Source organism: Natrinema sp. 1APR25-10V2, from assembly GCF_031626495.1.
Taxonomy (GTDB): domain Archaea; phylum Halobacteriota; class Halobacteria; order Halobacteriales; family Natrialbaceae; genus Natrinema.
The window spans coordinates 332,900-347,837 of the sequence record NZ_JAMQOJ010000005.1 but is presented as its reverse complement, the minus strand read 5'-3'; the positions used below and the strand labels follow the sequence as shown (position 1 = coordinate 347,837).

At 67.9% G+C, this 14,938-nt stretch carries 14 protein-coding genes; 4 read left to right on the top strand and 10 right to left on the bottom strand.

Annotated features, from left to right (window positions below; translation table 11 throughout):
- Position 1: 1 nt before the first annotated feature.
- From NDO75_RS17595 to NDO75_RS17575, 5 genes are all read right to left on the bottom strand, one after another.
- On the bottom strand, positions 2 to 1,042 hold the full coding sequence (locus NDO75_RS17595; RefSeq protein WP_310907918.1) for a 5,10-methylenetetrahydromethanopterin reductase: 1,041 nt from the start codon (positions 1,040 to 1,042) through the stop codon (positions 2 to 4).
- Entirely contained in the window at positions 1,039 to 1,812 is a 774-nt protein-coding gene (locus NDO75_RS17590) for a coenzyme F420-0:L-glutamate ligase (RefSeq protein ID WP_310907917.1), read from the bottom strand. Before NDO75_RS17590 ends, NDO75_RS17595 begins: the two co-directional genes overlap by 4 nt.
- A 69-nt stretch (positions 1,813 to 1,881) precedes the next feature.
- Positions 1,882 to 3,495, bottom strand: coding sequence for a hydantoinase B/oxoprolinase family protein (locus NDO75_RS17585; protein WP_310907916.1), 1,614 nt, complete (start codon positions 3,493 to 3,495; stop codon positions 1,882 to 1,884).
- Complete coding sequence (locus NDO75_RS17580) at positions 3,492 to 5,552, bottom strand: hydantoinase/oxoprolinase family protein (protein WP_310907915.1); 2,061 nt, start codon at positions 5,550 to 5,552, stop codon at positions 3,492 to 3,494. The genes NDO75_RS17585 and NDO75_RS17580 overlap by 4 nt, the downstream gene beginning before the upstream one ends.
- 152 nt (positions 5,553 to 5,704) lie before the next feature.
- Positions 5,705 to 6,256, bottom strand: coding sequence for a YfcE family phosphodiesterase (locus NDO75_RS17575; protein ID WP_310907914.1), 552 nt, complete (start codon positions 6,254 to 6,256; stop codon positions 5,705 to 5,707).
- Positions 6,257 to 6,413: 157 nt separating this feature from the next.
- On the opposite strand from NDO75_RS17575, the gene NDO75_RS17570 reads away from it, so the two are divergent.
- Positions 6,414 to 7,796 (top strand): NUDIX domain-containing protein, encoded by a 1,383-nt coding sequence (locus NDO75_RS17570; protein WP_310907913.1) that lies wholly within the window; start codon positions 6,414 to 6,416, stop codon positions 7,794 to 7,796.
- Between the two features lie 101 nt (positions 7,797 to 7,897).
- Here NDO75_RS17570 and NDO75_RS17565 read toward each other — a convergent pair whose 3' ends face one another.
- From NDO75_RS17565 to NDO75_RS17555, 3 genes are all read right to left on the bottom strand, one after another.
- Positions 7,898 to 8,491 (bottom strand): hypothetical protein, encoded by a 594-nt coding sequence (locus tag NDO75_RS17565; protein WP_310907912.1) that lies wholly within the window; start codon positions 8,489 to 8,491, stop codon positions 7,898 to 7,900.
- Complete coding sequence (locus NDO75_RS17560; protein ID WP_310907911.1) at positions 8,491 to 8,910, bottom strand: hypothetical protein; 420 nt, start codon at positions 8,908 to 8,910, stop codon at positions 8,491 to 8,493. Before NDO75_RS17560 ends, NDO75_RS17565 begins: the two co-directional genes overlap by 1 nt.
- Before the next feature lie 181 nt (positions 8,911 to 9,091).
- Complete coding sequence (locus NDO75_RS17555) at positions 9,092 to 9,793, bottom strand: S26 family signal peptidase (protein WP_310907910.1); 702 nt, start codon at positions 9,791 to 9,793, stop codon at positions 9,092 to 9,094.
- 306 nt (positions 9,794 to 10,099) lie between these two features.
- Here NDO75_RS17555 and ddh point away from each other — a divergent pair, with 306 nt between their 5' ends.
- The gene (gene ddh, locus NDO75_RS17550; RefSeq protein WP_310907909.1) at positions 10,100 to 11,029 is read left to right on the top strand and encodes a D-2-hydroxyacid dehydrogenase; all 930 of its coding nucleotides are present in this window, start codon (positions 10,100 to 10,102) and stop codon (positions 11,027 to 11,029) included.
- A 277-nt stretch (positions 11,030 to 11,306) separates the two neighbouring features.
- On the opposite strand, the gene engB is transcribed toward ddh, so the two are convergent.
- The gene (gene engB, locus NDO75_RS17545) at positions 11,307 to 11,924 is read right to left on the bottom strand and encodes a GTP-binding protein EngB (protein WP_310907908.1); all 618 of its coding nucleotides are present in this window, start codon (positions 11,922 to 11,924) and stop codon (positions 11,307 to 11,309) included.
- A gap of 156 nt (positions 11,925 to 12,080) precedes the next feature.
- Here engB and NDO75_RS17540 point away from each other — a divergent pair, with 156 nt between their 5' ends.
- Positions 12,081 to 13,370 carry a TIGR00341 family protein gene (locus NDO75_RS17540; protein ID WP_310907907.1) on the top strand — a complete coding sequence of 430 codons (1,290 nt, stop codon included), beginning with the start codon at positions 12,081 to 12,083 and terminating at the stop codon, positions 13,368 to 13,370.
- A 95-nt stretch (positions 13,371 to 13,465) separates the two neighbouring features.
- Positions 13,466 to 13,918, top strand: coding sequence for an archaeal flagellar protein G (locus NDO75_RS17535; RefSeq protein ID WP_310907906.1), 453 nt, complete (start codon positions 13,466 to 13,468; stop codon positions 13,916 to 13,918).
- A 36-nt stretch (positions 13,919 to 13,954) separates the two neighbouring features.
- Here NDO75_RS17535 and NDO75_RS17530 read toward each other — a convergent pair whose 3' ends face one another.
- Positions 13,955 to 14,821 (bottom strand): SDR family oxidoreductase, encoded by an 867-nt coding sequence (locus tag NDO75_RS17530; protein ID WP_310907905.1) that lies wholly within the window; start codon positions 14,819 to 14,821, stop codon positions 13,955 to 13,957.
- Positions 14,822 to 14,938: the final 117 nt, after the last annotated feature.

Below are 14,938 nucleotides of genomic sequence, written 5' to 3'. Positions count from 1 at the left end.
TTTACTCCTCGATCGCACGCTCGAGCGCCTCGCTCGCCCGTTCGACCGCGTCCTCGAGGTCCGGTCCCAGCGGCGAGCCGACGACGATTCCGTCGACGTGGGAGAGTGCCGCTTCGAACCGCTCCGCGACGGTTTCCGTCGTCCCCGCGATGCAGAACGCGTCGATCATCGCCGGCGTAACGTGACCGAAGGCTTCGGTAAGATTCCCTTGCTCTAACGCGTCGCTCACCGCGGTCGCCGCCCCGCGGTCGATATCGTGGCGCTCGAGGACCGGTTCCGCGGCCCCACCGACGATGAACGCGACCGGCGGCCGGGCCGCCTCGCGCGCTTCCGTCTCGTCGCCCGCGACGCTGACGCTCGCGAACGCCAGCGACTCGAACGGCCCCTGCTCATCGGGCCGTTCTGCCAGCCCCTGCTCGAGTTGCCCCGCCGCCCACTCGAGGTCCCGCGGGTGGGCGGCGTTTATCAGCACGCCGTCGGCGTGTTTCGCGCTCATCCGGAGCATGTGCGGGCCCTGCGCGCCGACGTAGACCGGGATCCGCTCCGACGGGGGCTCGAGGTTGAGCGAGGCGTCCCGCGCGGCGAAGGTACCCTCGTGGGTGACCGTCTCCCCGGCCCAGAGATCGCGGGCGAAGTCGAACGTCTCGAGGACGCGCCGCAGCGGTCGGTCGCGCTCGATCCCCAGGTTCGACAGCGAGGAGCGGTCGCCCGCGCCGACGCCGAAGACCGCGCGACCGTCGCTCACCTCGTCGATCGTCGCCGTCTGCGCGGCCAGTTTCACGGGATGCGTCTCGTACGGATTGACGACGCCCGGCCCCAGCCGCAGGTCGTCGGTCGCGTCGGCCATCCGCGACAGCACGACGAACGGGTCGCGGTTGAAGTAGTGGCTGCTCGTGAACGCGACGTCGAACCCTTCGTCCTCGGCCAGCGCCGCGAGGTCGGCGATCCGATCGGGCGGGTGTTCGGGAGTGAGTTCGATGGCCCGGGTCGGCACGTCGTTCTCGAGCGGTGTCTGCTCGCTCGAGGACGCTTCGTCGCTCATTGCTCGTCGAACCTCCACTCCCGCAGCGCCTGTCGCACGAGGTCGTCCTCGACGGACCGAAAGAGTTCGTTACTGCCCTCGTGGTTCCCGAACTCCCAGTCGCGGACGACGACCGCGGGCGTGCCCCCGGCCCCCTCGCCCGTCACGAGGTTCGCCGCGGCGGCGAGTTCGTCGACCACGGACTGGACGGTGACGCCGAGTTCGTGGCCGTCCCGATCCAGTTCGCCGCGCCAGTCCCGGCTCGCGGGCATCCCTGCCCAGCCGATCGCTACCCCGGTCTGCCCGTGGCGGAACGGCCGCCCGCAGGTGTCCGTGACGATTACGGCCACGTCCTCGATACCGCGCTCGGCGAGGCCCGATCGGATCCGCTCGGCGCTCTCGTCGGGTCGCTTCGGCAGGAGCAGCAGGTCGTGGCCCGGTACGTTCGAGCGGTCGATCCCCGCGTTCGGACAGATGTGGCCGAAGCGTGTCTCTGCCAGCAGGAACGGGGCGTCGATCAACAGCTCTGCACTCTCCTCGAGAATCGCCTGCGCGAATCGTGGGTCCTTCTCCTCGTCCGCGACTTCTTCGATCCGGTCGGCGATCTCCTGCGCTCGGCCGCTGACGGGGTAGTCCTCGAGGTCCGCCGTCCGACCCTCGGCCTTCGAGACGATCGTGCTCGCGACGGTGAGCACGTCGCCCGGCTCGAGGGCGGCCCGATCCGCGACGAGGGCGGCGATGTCGTCGCCGGGGCGGATCTCGGGCAGGTCCGCCACGCCGTTGAGTTCCATACCGGAGGGTGGGGCAGCGGCGTCAAAAGGGCACCGTCACCGGAGAATAGGCGTGAACGACCGCGCCCCTCACTCTCCCTCGTCCGGCTCACCGTGCCCGCCGCCGCCGGGCGTTCTGACGGTGACGGTCGTTCCGGCGTCCACGTCGACGGTCGTCTTCGCGGGTACGTCCTCGCCGTCGATCAGGTTCTCGCCGGTCGCGCCATCTTCGCCGCCGGCGACGCCCTTCGGCGCGTGGCGACGGCGCTCGGTCAGCAGCGACACCGTCGCCGGCGTCTCGACGGTCACCGCGCGCTCGAGGCCCTCGCCGCCGCGATACCGGCCGCGACCGCCGCTGCCCTCGCGGAGCGCGTAGCGCTCGACGCGGAGCGGGTACTCGGTCTCGAGGGCCTCGATCGGCGTGTTCAGCGTGTTGGTCATGCCGACCTGAACGCCGTCCATCCCGTCGCGGTCGGGACGCGCGCCGAAGCCGCCGCCGATCGTCTCGTAGTAGGTAACGGAGCCGTCCCGCGCGCCGATCGTGAGGTTGTTCATCGTCCCCTGGCCCTGGGCGGGGACGCGGTCCGGGGCCGCCTCGGCGAGGGCGGTGAAGACCACGTCGGTGACTCGCTGGCTGGTCTCGACGTTGCCGCCGACGACCGCCGCCGGCGGGGTCGGATCGAGCAGCGAACCTGCGGGCGCACTGATCGTCACCGGCTCGTAACAGCCGTGATTCGGCGGGATCTCGGGATTCGTGAGACAGCGAACGACGAAGTAGACGGCGCTCTTCGCGACCGCGAGCGGCGCGTTCAGGTTCCCCGCGACCTGGTCGGCGGTTCCCGCGAAGTCCACGTCGATCGCCTCGCCGTCGATCGTCACCGTGACGGCGATTTCGATGTCGTCGTTGGTGACGCCGTCGCCCTCGAGCACGTCGGTCGCCTCGTAGGTGCCGTCGGATAGCCCTGCGATCTCGCTTTCGAGGCGCTCGCGCGAGTAGTCGATCACGGCGTCGAACGCCTCGAGCACCGTCTCCCGACCGTGTTCGTCGAAGAGAGAAGCGAGCCGGTCTTCGGCGCGTTCGTTCGCTGCCCGCTGTGCGCGGAGGTCGGCTCGGCGCTCGCGAGGGTTGCGCACGTTCGCGAGGAGGAGCGACCGGATCTCCTCCCTGAGCCGGCCGCCCCCGACCAAGCGGGTCGGCGGGAGCCGCAACCCCTCCTGATAGATCTCCTGCGAGTTGGCCGGCATGCTGCCGGGGGTCGCCCCGCCGACGTCGGCGTGGTGGGCCCGCGAGACGGCGTAGCCGACGATCTCGCGGTCGCCGCTCCCGTCGTCTCCGGGTGCCAGCGGCGACACCATCGTCACGTCCGGCAGGTGCGTCCCGCCCGTAAACGGGTCGTTGAGAACGAACACGTCCCCCGGCTCCGGATCGCGCTCCCGCACGGCGTCGACCGCGGCGGGCATCGCGCCGAGGTGGACCGGGATGTGCTCGGCCTGGGCGACCATCCGACCGTCGGCGTCGAACAGTGCCGTCGAGCAGTCCCGTCGCTCCTTGATGTTCGGCGAGTAGGCCCCCTGGATCAGCGTCTGGCCCATCTCCTCGGCGACGCTCTCGAGTTGGTTGCGCAGCACCTCGAGGGTGACCGGATCGATATCGGCCACGTCGGTTCCGCCGCTGTCGTCCGTTCCGTCAGTATGTTCGGTCATCGGTCTCCCTCCGTCGTGTCGCTCTCTTTGGTCAGCACCAGCGTCCCGTCCGCGAGCACGTCGCCCGTCCACGCGGGCGGAACGACGGTCGTGCTCTCGTCCTGTTCGAGAATCGCCGGGCTCGAGATCGTCGCACCGGGCGCGACCCGATCCCGATCGAAGACGGTCGCCGTGCGCGGACCGACGCCGGGGAAGTGCGCGCGGCGGGTGCCGATCATGTCGCCTCCCGTCCCTTCGTGGCGGACCGCCGGCTCGGACCCGGGCACCGTCGCCGTCGCGCGGAGGGTGACGACTTCGATCGCTTCGTCCATCGCGTAGCCGTACGCCTGTTCGTGGGTCTCTCGAAACCGCGCTGCGACCGTTTCGGCATCGAACGCATCGCCGACGGGTACGGTCAACTCGAAGCTCTGGCCGTCGTACCGGCAGTCCGCCGCCCGCTCGACTCGCGCCGCGTCCGGATCGGACGCGTCCGCGAGCACGTCCGCCACGAGGTCGTCGTAGACTGCCTCGAGCGCGTCCGGCTCCGCCGTCTCGAGGTCGGCCCCCACGGTTCGAGCGGCGTCGTAGCTCTCGTCGGCCGCGAGCAGGCCGAACGCGGAGAGGACGCCGCTCGGCCGCGGCACGACGACGCGGTCGATCGAGAGCGAATCGGCCAGCGCCGTGGCGTGCATCGGCCCCGCGCCGCCGAACGCGACCAGCGCGAACCCGCGGGGGTCGTGGCCCCGCTCGACCGTCACGGACCGGATCGCACGGGTCATCGTCGCGTTGGCCACGCGGTAGACGCCGCGGGCCGCCTCGAGCGCCCCCTCGAGCCCGGCCTCGTCGGCGAGTCGCTCGAGGGCCTTCTGCGCCGCGTCGACGTCGAGGGTCAGCTCACCGCCCAGCGCGGTCTCCGGGCCGATGTAGCCGAGCACGACGTTGGCGTCGGTGACCGTCGGCTTCGTGCCACCGTTGCCGTAGCAGGCCGGACCGGGGTCGGCTCCCGCCGACTGCGGACCGACGCGGAGCGCACCGCCCGAGTCGACCCAGGCGATCGAGCCGCCGCCCGCGCCGACCGTGTTCACGTCGACCATCGGCGTCCGGATCGGCAGTCCGTCGATCTCGGCGTCGGTCGTCCGCTCGGCCCGCCCGTCGCGAACGAGGCTCACGTCGCTCGAGGTGCCCCCCATATCGAAGGTGACGAGCCCGTTTACGTCGGGCTCGTCGACGGTGGCCGCCGCGCCGACGACGCCCGCAGCGGGTCCCGACAGCGTGGTCGTCACCGCCTGTTCGCGGACCGTCTCGGCGTCGGCGATGCCGCCGTTTGCCTGCATGATCCACGGTTCGGGGATGCCCGCGTCGTCGGCCTCGTCGACCAGCCGACCGACGTAGTCGTCGATCGCCGGCCGGAGGTAGGCGTCGACCGCGGTGGTCGACGTGCGCTCGAACTCGCGGAACTCCGCGAGTACCTCGTGGGAGGCCGAGACGGGCACGTCCAGTTCTTCGCGCAGCGTCTCCGCGACGACGCGCTCGTTCTCGGGGTCGGCGTAGGCGTGCAGCAGGCAGACCGCCACCGCCTCGACCTCGCGCTCGCGCAGGGTCGCCGCGAGGTCCCGGACCGTCTCGGGATCGACGGGACGCTCGACGCCCTCGACCGTCGCCCGCTCGTCGATTTCGAACCGCAGGTCGCGGGGGACCAGCGGCGCGGGCTTCTCGGCCTCGAGGTCGTACAGCGCCGGCCGGTCCTGGCGGCCGATCTCGATCACGTCGCGAAAGCCCTCGGTCGTCACGAGCGCGGTCTCCGCGCCGTCGCGTTCCAGCAGGGCGTTGACCGAGACGGTCATCGCGTGGGCGAAGCCGTCGATCTCGCTCGGGGCGACACCGGCGCGGTCGCAGGCCTTCTCGATTCCCTCGAGGACGCCGACGTGCTGGTCGTCGGTCGTCGGTACTTTCGCGGTGACGAGCTGATCGTCGACGGAGAGCGCCACGTCGGTGAACGTCCCGCCGACGTCGACGCCGATCCGCGTCTCGCCGTCGCCGGTCGCGCCTCCGTCCGCTCTCGGCTCACCTCCCGTCATCGATCCTTCTCCCCTCCTGGCCCGCGGCCGATTCGCCGTCGAGCAATCCCGTCACGTGCTGTGTCATGGTCAGACAGGGGTAGCCGAGGTAGGTATAGTTCACGCACTCGCCTCGCGAGTATATTCGCGCCGTCGCGGCCGCCCGCCGACGGTCAGTCGGTCCGTAACTCGACGGTGAGATCGCCGTCGTCGACGGTCGCGACGTACATCGTCACGTGAGTCGTGGGTGCAGCCCCGGTGGCGCTCCCCGGATTGAGTATCCGGACGCGACCGGCTGCGCGGCCCTCGTCTGCCGGGCGGAACTCGTCGAACGTGACGGTCTCGTCGACCACCGCGTGGGTGTGACCGGCGACGGCGACGAGCGTCGTTTCGGCGTCCGCGCCCGCTTCCTCGCGGGCCGTCTCGACGACTCGTTCCCGCCAGTTGCCCGACGATCCGTCGCCGTGGGTGACGACGAACGTCACGCCGTCGATCTCGAGGGTGGCCGTCGTCGGCACGTCGAGCGTCGCCGGATCAACGTTGCCTCGAACGGCCGTCAGCTCGCCACCCGTGAGGTCGACGACCCGCTCGTACGCTCCGAACGACTCGAAGTCGCCGGCGTGTATGGTGTGGTCGGCCGCCTCGATCTCGGTGACGACCCACGCGGGAAGCTCCGGCTCTCGAGTGGGCACGTGGGTATCGGAAACGATCGCGATACGCGTCATAGCCGTGCGTTCGTCCGCCAGTTCAGAAAAGCGTTGGTCAGCGGACGATCCCCGGTCGTCCGTTTCGCTCACTCGAGGACGGTCTCGGGTCGAGCGCCTCGTGGTCCGCAACGGCGCGTTCGAAAGCGACACGTTCCCGGTCGCCGTGGGCCATCGTATGTGCCCGGACACCGACACCACGCGCGACGAGTCGGCTCACGTCGTCACCGCGTTCCTCCGCCATCGGAGTGACGTTCTCTGCTTGCGCCGCAGCGACGCCGTCGGCACCTACGCGGGACAGTGGGGCGGCGTCTCCGGCTTCGCGGAAGGTCAGCCTGACGAACAGGTTCTCACCGAGATCCGCGAGGAGACGGGCCTCGAGGCCGATGCCGTCTCGCTCGTCCGCTCCGGGCGACCGGTCGAGTTCGAGGATCCCGACCTCGCACGCGAGTGGGTCGTCCACCCCTACCTGTTCGACTGCGAAACTCGTGCGATCGAACTGAGCGAGGAACACGACGAGTTCGAGTGGGTATCCCCCACCGAACTGCTCGAGGGCGTCGGCGACGACCGCGAGACGGTACCGGAACTGTGGACGGCCTACGAACGCGTCGCGCCCACCGTTCGATCGATCGCCGCCGACGGTGACCACGGCGCAGCGTATCTCTCGGTGCGCGCGCTCGAGGTGCTGCGCGATCGGGCGGGGCTGCTCGTCGCCGAGCGTCGCGAGTTCGGCGCCGACCCGGACGGCGAGCGGGACGAACTCGCGGAACTCGCCGGTCGGTTGCTCGAGGCGCGACCGTCGATGGCGGTCCTCCGGAATCGGGTGAACCGAGCGATGGCCGAGGCTGACGGAGATGACGGAGCGGAGACGGGTGCACCTGCGGCTCTCGAGGCCGCGCTGAGGGGGATCGACCGCGCGCTGTCGGCCGACGCGGACGCCGCTCGAAACGCCGCCGAGCGTCTCTCGGGGAGCGTCGCCACGCTCTCGCGATCGGGGACCGTCCTCGAGGCGCTCCGCGAGGGCGCGCCCGCCCGCGTTTTCGTCGCCGAATCGCGGCCGGCCCGTGAGGGAATCGCCGTCGCGGAGGAACTGGCCGAGGCGATCGACGGCGCGGTGACGGTCCACACCGACGCGGCAATCGCGCACATCCTCGCGAGCGAGTCGGTCGATCGCATCGTCGTCGGTGCGGACACCGTCCTTTCCGACGGCTCCGTCGTGAACAAGACCGGAACGCGGGCGCTGGCGATCGCCGCCGACCGCGAGGGGGTTCCGGTTTCGGTCGTCGCGGCCACGGACAAGGTCTCGTCCCGCGAGGACGTGAACCTCGAGTCCGGCGACCGATCAGCGGTGTACGACGGCGACGCGCCGATCGACGTCCTGAACCCGACGTTCGACGTGACGTCCGCCGACTGCGTGACCGAGGTCGTCACTGAACGGGGCGCGCTCGAGCCGGCCGATATCGAGGCCGTGGCCGAGGAATTGCGTGGCCTCGAGGAGTGGCGCGACGGCGGTGCCTCGGCAGGGCGGGAGACGACGGACCGCGACCCCTCGGGCGAATAGCAGCCGACGACGGCCGTGACGAAGCGGTACCCCCGCGAGTTCCCTGTGGCGGCGGAGTTTCGAACTGCCGTTGTCGTCTCGGCAACTCGTCCGGTCTCGCCTCAGTAACGCGTCGAGACGGAGACGTCCTCGTTCGAATCGTCTACCTCGACGATCGCGTCGAAGGGCGACTTGAGCGTATTGATCGTTTTGCGGTCGTGTGCGCCCGGGTCCAGGTGGAAGTGAGCGATTCCGTCGATTTGCTCGATACGGCGGGTGATCACCCGCAAAAATCGGAACACGGACTTCTGGTTCGTGTACTGGAGCAGGCCGGTGACCGAATCGAAGCAGATCGCCGTTTCGGTGCCCGTTTCGACCTGACTCGACAGGTAGTCGCTCAGTTTCATCCCGATCCCGGTCAGATCCGCCGGATTGACCGTAATCGAGGTCACCCCGTCGGCTTGCCGTTGCATCCGAGCGGGCGACTCGTCGAGCGTGATGATCCCGATCCGGCCGTCGTGCGTCTCCGAATCACCCGACCACGATCGCAGCCACTGGTCCGGGGATTGGAACGTCAGTGCCAGGATGTCGGTCGGCTCGTCGGCCCCCTCCGACAGCAGCGTTTCGTGGGACTGTTTCGTCGGACGGTCGAGCATCGACCCGAGAAGCAAGACGCTTGAGGCCCGCGCCAATCGCTGTTCGTCTTCGGTACGCATCACCACGACCCCTCCCCGATGAGGTCGTACACCGCTTCGATTACCTGGTTGAAGGGCGCGTCTGGAGCCAACGAGACGTATAGGCCGGTCCGTTCACCGACGAATCGAAAGATAGCGTTCTGATCGAAGAAGACGCTGAACGCGCGAACTTCGCCGAGTTCGCCGTAGACGTCCTCGTACATCTCCTTTTCAGTGAAATCGAGTCGATAGTCGCTGTGGATTCGATCGGAGAGTTCCGCTATGTCGTCCTCGCCATCGAACTGGTCGGCCATCTGCTCGCTCATATATATGATATTGTACGTCTCGGCATCGTACTCGGCGAACGAGTGCACCTGATCGCCACAGATTTCGAGTATCTTCTCGAGGATCGCGTCGGCGTCGAACTCGTCGAACGAAGATGCGTTTTCGATTGCAGCCATTCGCTACTCCTTCTGACCGGACCCGAATAAATGCACGAACGATTTCGGAACGTGAGTGGCTATTTCTTATACTTGTTACCAGACGCCCGTTTCACCGACCGCCGACCGTGATCGACGCCGTCGGTTGAGTCGGCCGACTCGAGGACTGGCCACAGGGGTAGCAGGACAAACGGTCTGCCGATCACCTGAGCGTCGTCATCGCGACCGGGCCGACGACGCTGAGACCGAGCAGCGACTCGAGCAGGAGTCGGACGTTTCCGAGCCAGGGGATTCGGACCATCGCTTTTCCGACGATCCAGCCGGGGCGAACGACGGTCGTTTTCGGCTCGTTGCCGCCGATCTGATCGTAGACGCCGCTCGCGTCGCCCTTCGTAATGAATCCGTCGTGGGGTGCCGGACAGCTCTCGATCTCCGCACAGGGGCGGTTGTACGTGTAGGCCGGGTTGGCACTGGTCCGGATCCAGTTCTCGCCGTCCTCGACCCAGAAGTAGGCCCGATGGATGACCGGCGTTTTCGACGGGTTTCCGTTGGGCTGGAACACGATCACGTCGCCGGCCCGTCCGAGCCGTTCGTCGCCGCCTCGGCTGTTTTCGATCGGGACGATCCCCGTCTCCGCGACCGGATCGTCGCCGACGAACCGCTCCTCTTGGACGACGAAGACCAGGTCTCCCGTGTGGACGTTCGGTTCCATGCTCCCGCTTTCGACGGCGACGAACGGCGGCCAGATGCCGCTGACCGCGAAGAGAACGAGCGCGACGGCCGCGACGATCGCGACGACGCTCACGACATCCCGGACGAACACGGCGGTTTCGTCGTCTCCGTACGGCAATCGGCGACCACGCCCGTCACCGCCGCGATCGGCGTCCGTGCGACCGTCCGTCATCGGCCGACCGATTCGCCGCCCGGATACCGCTCGATATCTGTCTTCGCCATCGTTCGTACAGACGTCTCCGAAGCTGATAAAATCACAACCGGTGCTCGGGATGGCCGAGCGGTTCGGGTGTCGGCCGGTTCGTGGGGTTTTTTGCGTCGGTCGCTCGTACGCCGAGACGGTGGCGATGACGAAAGTTACCCCCGCTTAGCCCCTTGTGATGATAGCCTTCACCGAGCCACCGTTCTGATACCTGGAGCGCCCTCTGGCATCGGCGTCGCCCAAACCTTGAACCGCGACTCGAGCGTACCGCCCGCTATGCAGTTCGAACTCGAGCGACTCGGGATTCACGAATCCGTCGACGACGTGTTTCCGCCGGCGGAACTCGCGGACTTTCTCGCCGACCTGCCGGTCGAGGTTGCGGTGATCGGCGACGACGGAATCGCCGCCTGCGACGCGGTCGTCACCCTCGAGCACCGCGCGGCGTTCCTCGATCTGGACTGGATCCACTCGATTCAGGCCGGCGTCGACCGGTTCCCGTTCGACGCGCTCGCGGACCGCGGCGTCGTCCTCACGAACAGTACGGGAATCCACGATCGGACCGTCGGGGAGACGGTCGCGGGCTACCTGCTCATGTTCGCCCGCCGGCTCCACGACCACGTCGCGAACCAGCAACGGCGTCGGTGGGACCGTCCCGAGTGGGACGAAGCGTTCACCCTCCCGGGGTCGACGGCCTGTATCGTCGGTACCGGCACGCTCGGCCGGGGCGTCGCGGAGACGCTGGGCGCGCTCGGGGCCCGCGTGACTGGCGTCCGGCGCTCGGGTGACCCCGTCCCCGGCTTCGACGAGGTCTCCGCGAACGACCGGCTACTCGAGGCCGTCTCCGACGTCGAGTTCGTGATCGTCACCGTCCCGCTGACCGACGAGACGCGCCACCTCTTCGACGCCGAGGTGTTCGCAGCCATGCGCGACGACGCCTATTTCGTGAACGTCGCCCGGGGGCCGGTCGTCGACGAGTCGGCGCTGATCGACGCGCTCGAGGGCGGCGACATCCGGGGCGCGGCGCTGGACGTCTTCGAGGAGGAGCCCCTGCCCGATGAGTCGCCGCTCTGGGGGATGGACGAGGTCATCGTTTCTCCCCACTGCGCGGCCTACACGCGGGATTACTTCCGGGACGTGGGCGAGATCGTCCGCGAGAACGTCGATCGGCTCGAGCGCGACGACGAACTGAAAAACAGGGTCGTCTGAGCCGGTCGGTCACGGGTCGATGGCCGGGCGCGCGGCTCGAGTACCACGAGAGCCGTGCAACCCGGGGGAGGGCAGGCGCTCACCGGCATTCACCGCGAGCGAACCCGAAGGGTGAGCGAGCGGGCCGACGACTGACCCGAAACGCGAGCGCGGCGGTTCGCGCCGCGCTCGCGTGGAGGGGAAGGAGGAGTGCTTTTCATCGAAATTTTGCCGAGTGACGAGCGGACGGGTGCGCTGTCAGGGCACCCGTCCGCTCAGAACGCAGGGCAAAATTTCGTTAGAAGAATTTGAACAGGTCGTCCCGATTCTGCTCGTGGAGGTGGCCGCGGACGGCCTCGTTGAGGGCGGTGATCTGCCCGTTCTTTGCGGTGATCGGGGCGATGGTCTCCTGCCACTGTTTCCACGGCGGGTAGAGGCCGAGGCGGTCGCAGAGTTCGTTCAGCCGCTCGTCGCGGTCGTCGACCTTGTCCATCTTGTTGACGGCGACGACGGTGGGGATGCCGAGATCGCGCAGGAAGTGGAACATCTCGACGTCGTAGGGGATCTCGTCGGGGCCGGAGTGGCGGTCGATGATGTCGATGACGCTCTTGCCGTCGACGACGAGGATCGCCACGAGGACGTTGTCGGCGTACTCCTCGAGATAGCGGACGATCTCGGTCTTGATCTGCTCGCGGTGGTCTTCGTCGACGCCGCTCATGAACCCGAAGCCGGGGAGGTCGGTGATGACGAAGTCCTCCGGTGCCCAGTCGTAGTGGTTGGGCGAGCGGGTGACGCCGGGTTTGCCCCCGGTGTCGAAGCTGTGGCCGGTCAGCTCGCGCATGAGCGTGGATTTGCCCACGTTCGAGCGGCCGACGAGGGCGACTTCGGCCTCCCGATTCGGGCGGGTATCGAACATACCCTGGTGTAGGCGCGTCGCGGGTTAATACCCACCGAGACGGCTATCGGTCTGATTCGCCCTCGAGCCACGGAGGGGGCGGGAGCCGGACCGTGACCCCGTTGCGTGGGACTGAATGCCCCGGAGTTATGACCCCGGGGTGTTTCAGATCGGACCGTGCGTCTCGTACAGTTAACGGTCCCAACGGGCAAGCGGGAGACGATCCTCGAGACGCTCGACGAGCGCAGGATCGATTACGTCCTGACTGACGAGGACAGCAGTCGGGAGTACACGGCGGTCGTCTACTTTCCGCTGCCCGATGCGGCCGTGGAGCCGGTGCTCGACGAGCTACAGGAAGTAGGGGTCGACGAGGACGCGTACACGGTCGTCGTCGACGCGGAGACGGTCGTCTCACGGCGGTTCCAGGCGCTGCGCGAGGAGTACGAGGACGGCGACGTGGAGTCCGACCGCATCTCGCGTCAGGAGTTGCAGGCCGAAGCGGACGATCTGACGCCGACGTTTCCGGTCTACGCGGTGATGACGATCATCAGCGCGATCGTCGCGACGGCGGGGCTGCTGCTGGACTCGCCGGCGGTCGTCGTCGGGTCGATGGTGATCACGCCGCTGATCGGGCCGGCGCTGGGTGCCAGCGTCGGGACGGTGATCGACGACGAGGAACTGTTCACCGAGAGCGTTACCTACCAGATCATCGGCGTCGTTCTCGCGATCGGTGCTGCCGCGGTGTTCGCCCTGCTCGCCAGAATGACGAACATCGTGCCGCCTGGGCTCGTCCTGTCGAACGTCGGCGAGATCTCGGAGCGGCTCGCTCCCGATCTGCTCTCGCTGGCGATCGCGCTCGGTGCTGGCGTCGCGGGCGTCGTGAGCATCGCGACGGGAACTTCCGTCGCGCTCGTCGGCGTGATGATCGCGGCGGCGTTGATCCCGCCCGCGGGCGTCGCGGGGATCGCTCTCGCGTGGGGCCAGCCCGCGGCCGCCATCGGCGCGACGGTTCTCGTCCTCGTCAACCTGCTGTCGGTGAACCTCGCCGGCCTCCTGACGCTGTGGTACGCGGGCTACCGACCGGAGAACCTGTTCCGGATGGGGGAGACGGAACAGCGCCTTCGCCAGCGAATCGTCGGCCTCGTCGTCATCGTCCTCGTCTTCGCGGTGTTCCTCGGCGGCATCACGTACGCCTCCTACGAAGCGGGCAACTTCGAACAGGACGCCCGCGAAGCGGTCGAATCGACCCTCTCGCAGGAACAGTACGAGGCGTTCCAGTTGCTCGAACTCGAGGTGATGATGGGCGACGACTACCCGTTCCGGAGCCCCGAGAAGGTCGTCGTGACGATCGGCGGACCGCCGAACGGGTCAGTCCCCGAACTGGCCGAGACCCTCAGCGAGCGAGTCAACCGCCACGCCGACGCGTCCGTGGAAGTCGAGGTCAGGTACGTCACCGTCCTCGACTGAGCGGCGGCCGTGCGCGTACAGCCCGTCGGTGTGCCGCCGTCCGACCGGCCGGCAGGCATATGCCGTTCCCCGACGCTGGCTTTCGAACACGGAGGATGGTTCGAGCCGCCGTCGCCCAGGCGCTGTTGTTCATCGCCGCGGTGAGCATCGCGGCTACGTTCGCCGGCACGGTCGTCACGCAGTCGTCGCTGTTCGCTCAATCGACCGCGGCGGAGGCCGACCGGGCGGTCGCGACGATCGACGCGGAAATCGCCGTTATCAACGATCCCGAAGCGGGTGCGACGTACGACGACACCGACGGGCAGATCACACTGTACGTCAAGAACGTCGGCGGCGAGACACTCGAGCCTGCTGCACTGGAGATACTGCTCGACGGGAGCTACGTGGAATCGGGTGAGCGCTCGAGACGCGTCCTCGAATCCGGCGACGAGTGGCGGGTCGGAACGGTGCTCGAGGTGACGATCGATCGGTCGCTCGTGACCGGCGAGCATCGCGCTGTCGTGACGATTCACGGCGCCCAGGATCGACTGGTGTTCAACGCTGCGTGAACTGATCCGCGTCGGTTCGAAGGCGGTTGTACGCCCCTAGGTCCCGTCGCCGCTCTCGGGCCGCGAGTAGTCGGGATCGAAGATCTGCGCCGACATCGGGGCCGGATCGCCGTCGGTGAGATTGTACTGCGAGAAGTCCTCGACGCCGGCCTCCCGGAGGAAGTCTTCGTCGTAGACGTAGTTTCCGGTGAACTCGGCCGGGTCGCGGTCGAGTATCTCCAGCACCGTGTCCGAGACGATCTCGGGTGTGCGCCAGTCGTCTTCGGTCCCCATTCCGAAGTAGCGGGTCGCGCGCGTGTCGATCGCGGTAACGGGCCAGAAGGAGTTACAGCCGATCTCGTCGTCCGCCAGCTCGTCGGCCAGCGACAGCGTGATGAAGGACATCCCCATCTTCGACCAGGCGTAGGCGGCCCGCCCCGGCGCGCGGTCCATCGCGACCGGCGGGGCGTTGGTCAGAATCCAGGTGTCTTCCTCGACTTCTCTGAGGTGGTCGATGAAGCCTCGAGAGACGAGGTAGGTTCCGCGCACGTTGACCTCGTTCATCAGGTCGAATCGGTTCGCCGGCATCTCCTCGACGGACTCCGTCTGGATGGCCGAGGCGTTGTTGATGACGATGTTGATCTCGCCCATTTCGTCGATCGCCTCGTCGATGGCCGCGTCGATGTTCTCCTCGTCGCGGACGTCCAGCTGGATCGCGTGCGTTTCGACGCCTTTCTCGGCGCACGCGTCGGCCGTCTTGTGGATCGTCCCGTCGAGGTCGGAGTCCGAATCGTCGACCGTCTTTCCCGTCGAGACGATGTTACATCCCTGTTCAGCGAGCGCGAGCGCGAGTTGCTTCCCGATTCCTCGAGTCGTTCCCGTAATAAACGCGGTCTGGCCGTTCAGATCTGGCTTCTCGAGCATCTATGCTTGCTACTCACTCCCACTGCACTAATAGGCGTGCAAACGTCGCTCGCTACCCCCTCGAGTGCAACCGTCGGTGGTACGGCGGCCGGTTTTCGACCGGGATCGGCCGCGTCC

Bases quoted from the DNA above. Each gene is read 5' to 3' on its own strand.
- ddh (WP_310907909.1), top strand. From the start codon at position 10,100: ATGCAGTTCGAACTCGAGCGACTCGGGATTCACGAATCCGTCGACGAC.
- NDO75_RS17570 (WP_310907913.1), top strand. From the start codon at position 6,414: ATGTGCCCGGACACCGACACCACGCGCGACGAGTCGGCTCACGTCGTC.
- NDO75_RS17580 (WP_310907915.1), bottom strand. From the start codon at position 5,552: ATGACGGGAGGTGAGCCGAGAGCGGACGGAGGCGCGACCGGCGACGGC.
- NDO75_RS17575 (WP_310907914.1), bottom strand. From the start codon at position 6,256: ATGACGCGTATCGCGATCGTTTCCGATACCCACGTGCCCACTCGAGAG.
- NDO75_RS17595 (WP_310907918.1), bottom strand. From the start codon at position 1,042: ATGAGCGACGAAGCGTCCTCGAGCGAGCAGACACCGCTCGAGAACGAC.
- NDO75_RS17560 (WP_310907911.1), bottom strand. From the start codon at position 8,910: ATGGCTGCAATCGAAAACGCATCTTCGTTCGACGAGTTCGACGCCGAC.
- NDO75_RS17530 (WP_310907905.1), bottom strand. From the start codon at position 14,821: ATGCTCGAGAAGCCAGATCTGAACGGCCAGACCGCGTTTATTACGGGA.
- NDO75_RS17590 (WP_310907917.1), bottom strand. From the start codon at position 1,812: ATGGAACTCAACGGCGTGGCGGACCTGCCCGAGATCCGCCCCGGCGAC.
- NDO75_RS17585 (WP_310907916.1), bottom strand. From the start codon at position 3,495: ATGACCGAACATACTGACGGAACGGACGACAGCGGCGGAACCGACGTG.
- NDO75_RS17565 (WP_310907912.1), bottom strand. From the start codon at position 8,491: ATGCGTACCGAAGACGAACAGCGATTGGCGCGGGCCTCAAGCGTCTTG.
- NDO75_RS17535 (WP_310907906.1), top strand. From the start codon at position 13,466: ATGGTTCGAGCCGCCGTCGCCCAGGCGCTGTTGTTCATCGCCGCGGTG.
- engB (WP_310907908.1), bottom strand. From the start codon at position 11,924: ATGTTCGATACCCGCCCGAATCGGGAGGCCGAAGTCGCCCTCGTCGGC.
- NDO75_RS17555 (WP_310907910.1), bottom strand. From the start codon at position 9,793: ATGACGGACGGTCGCACGGACGCCGATCGCGGCGGTGACGGGCGTGGT.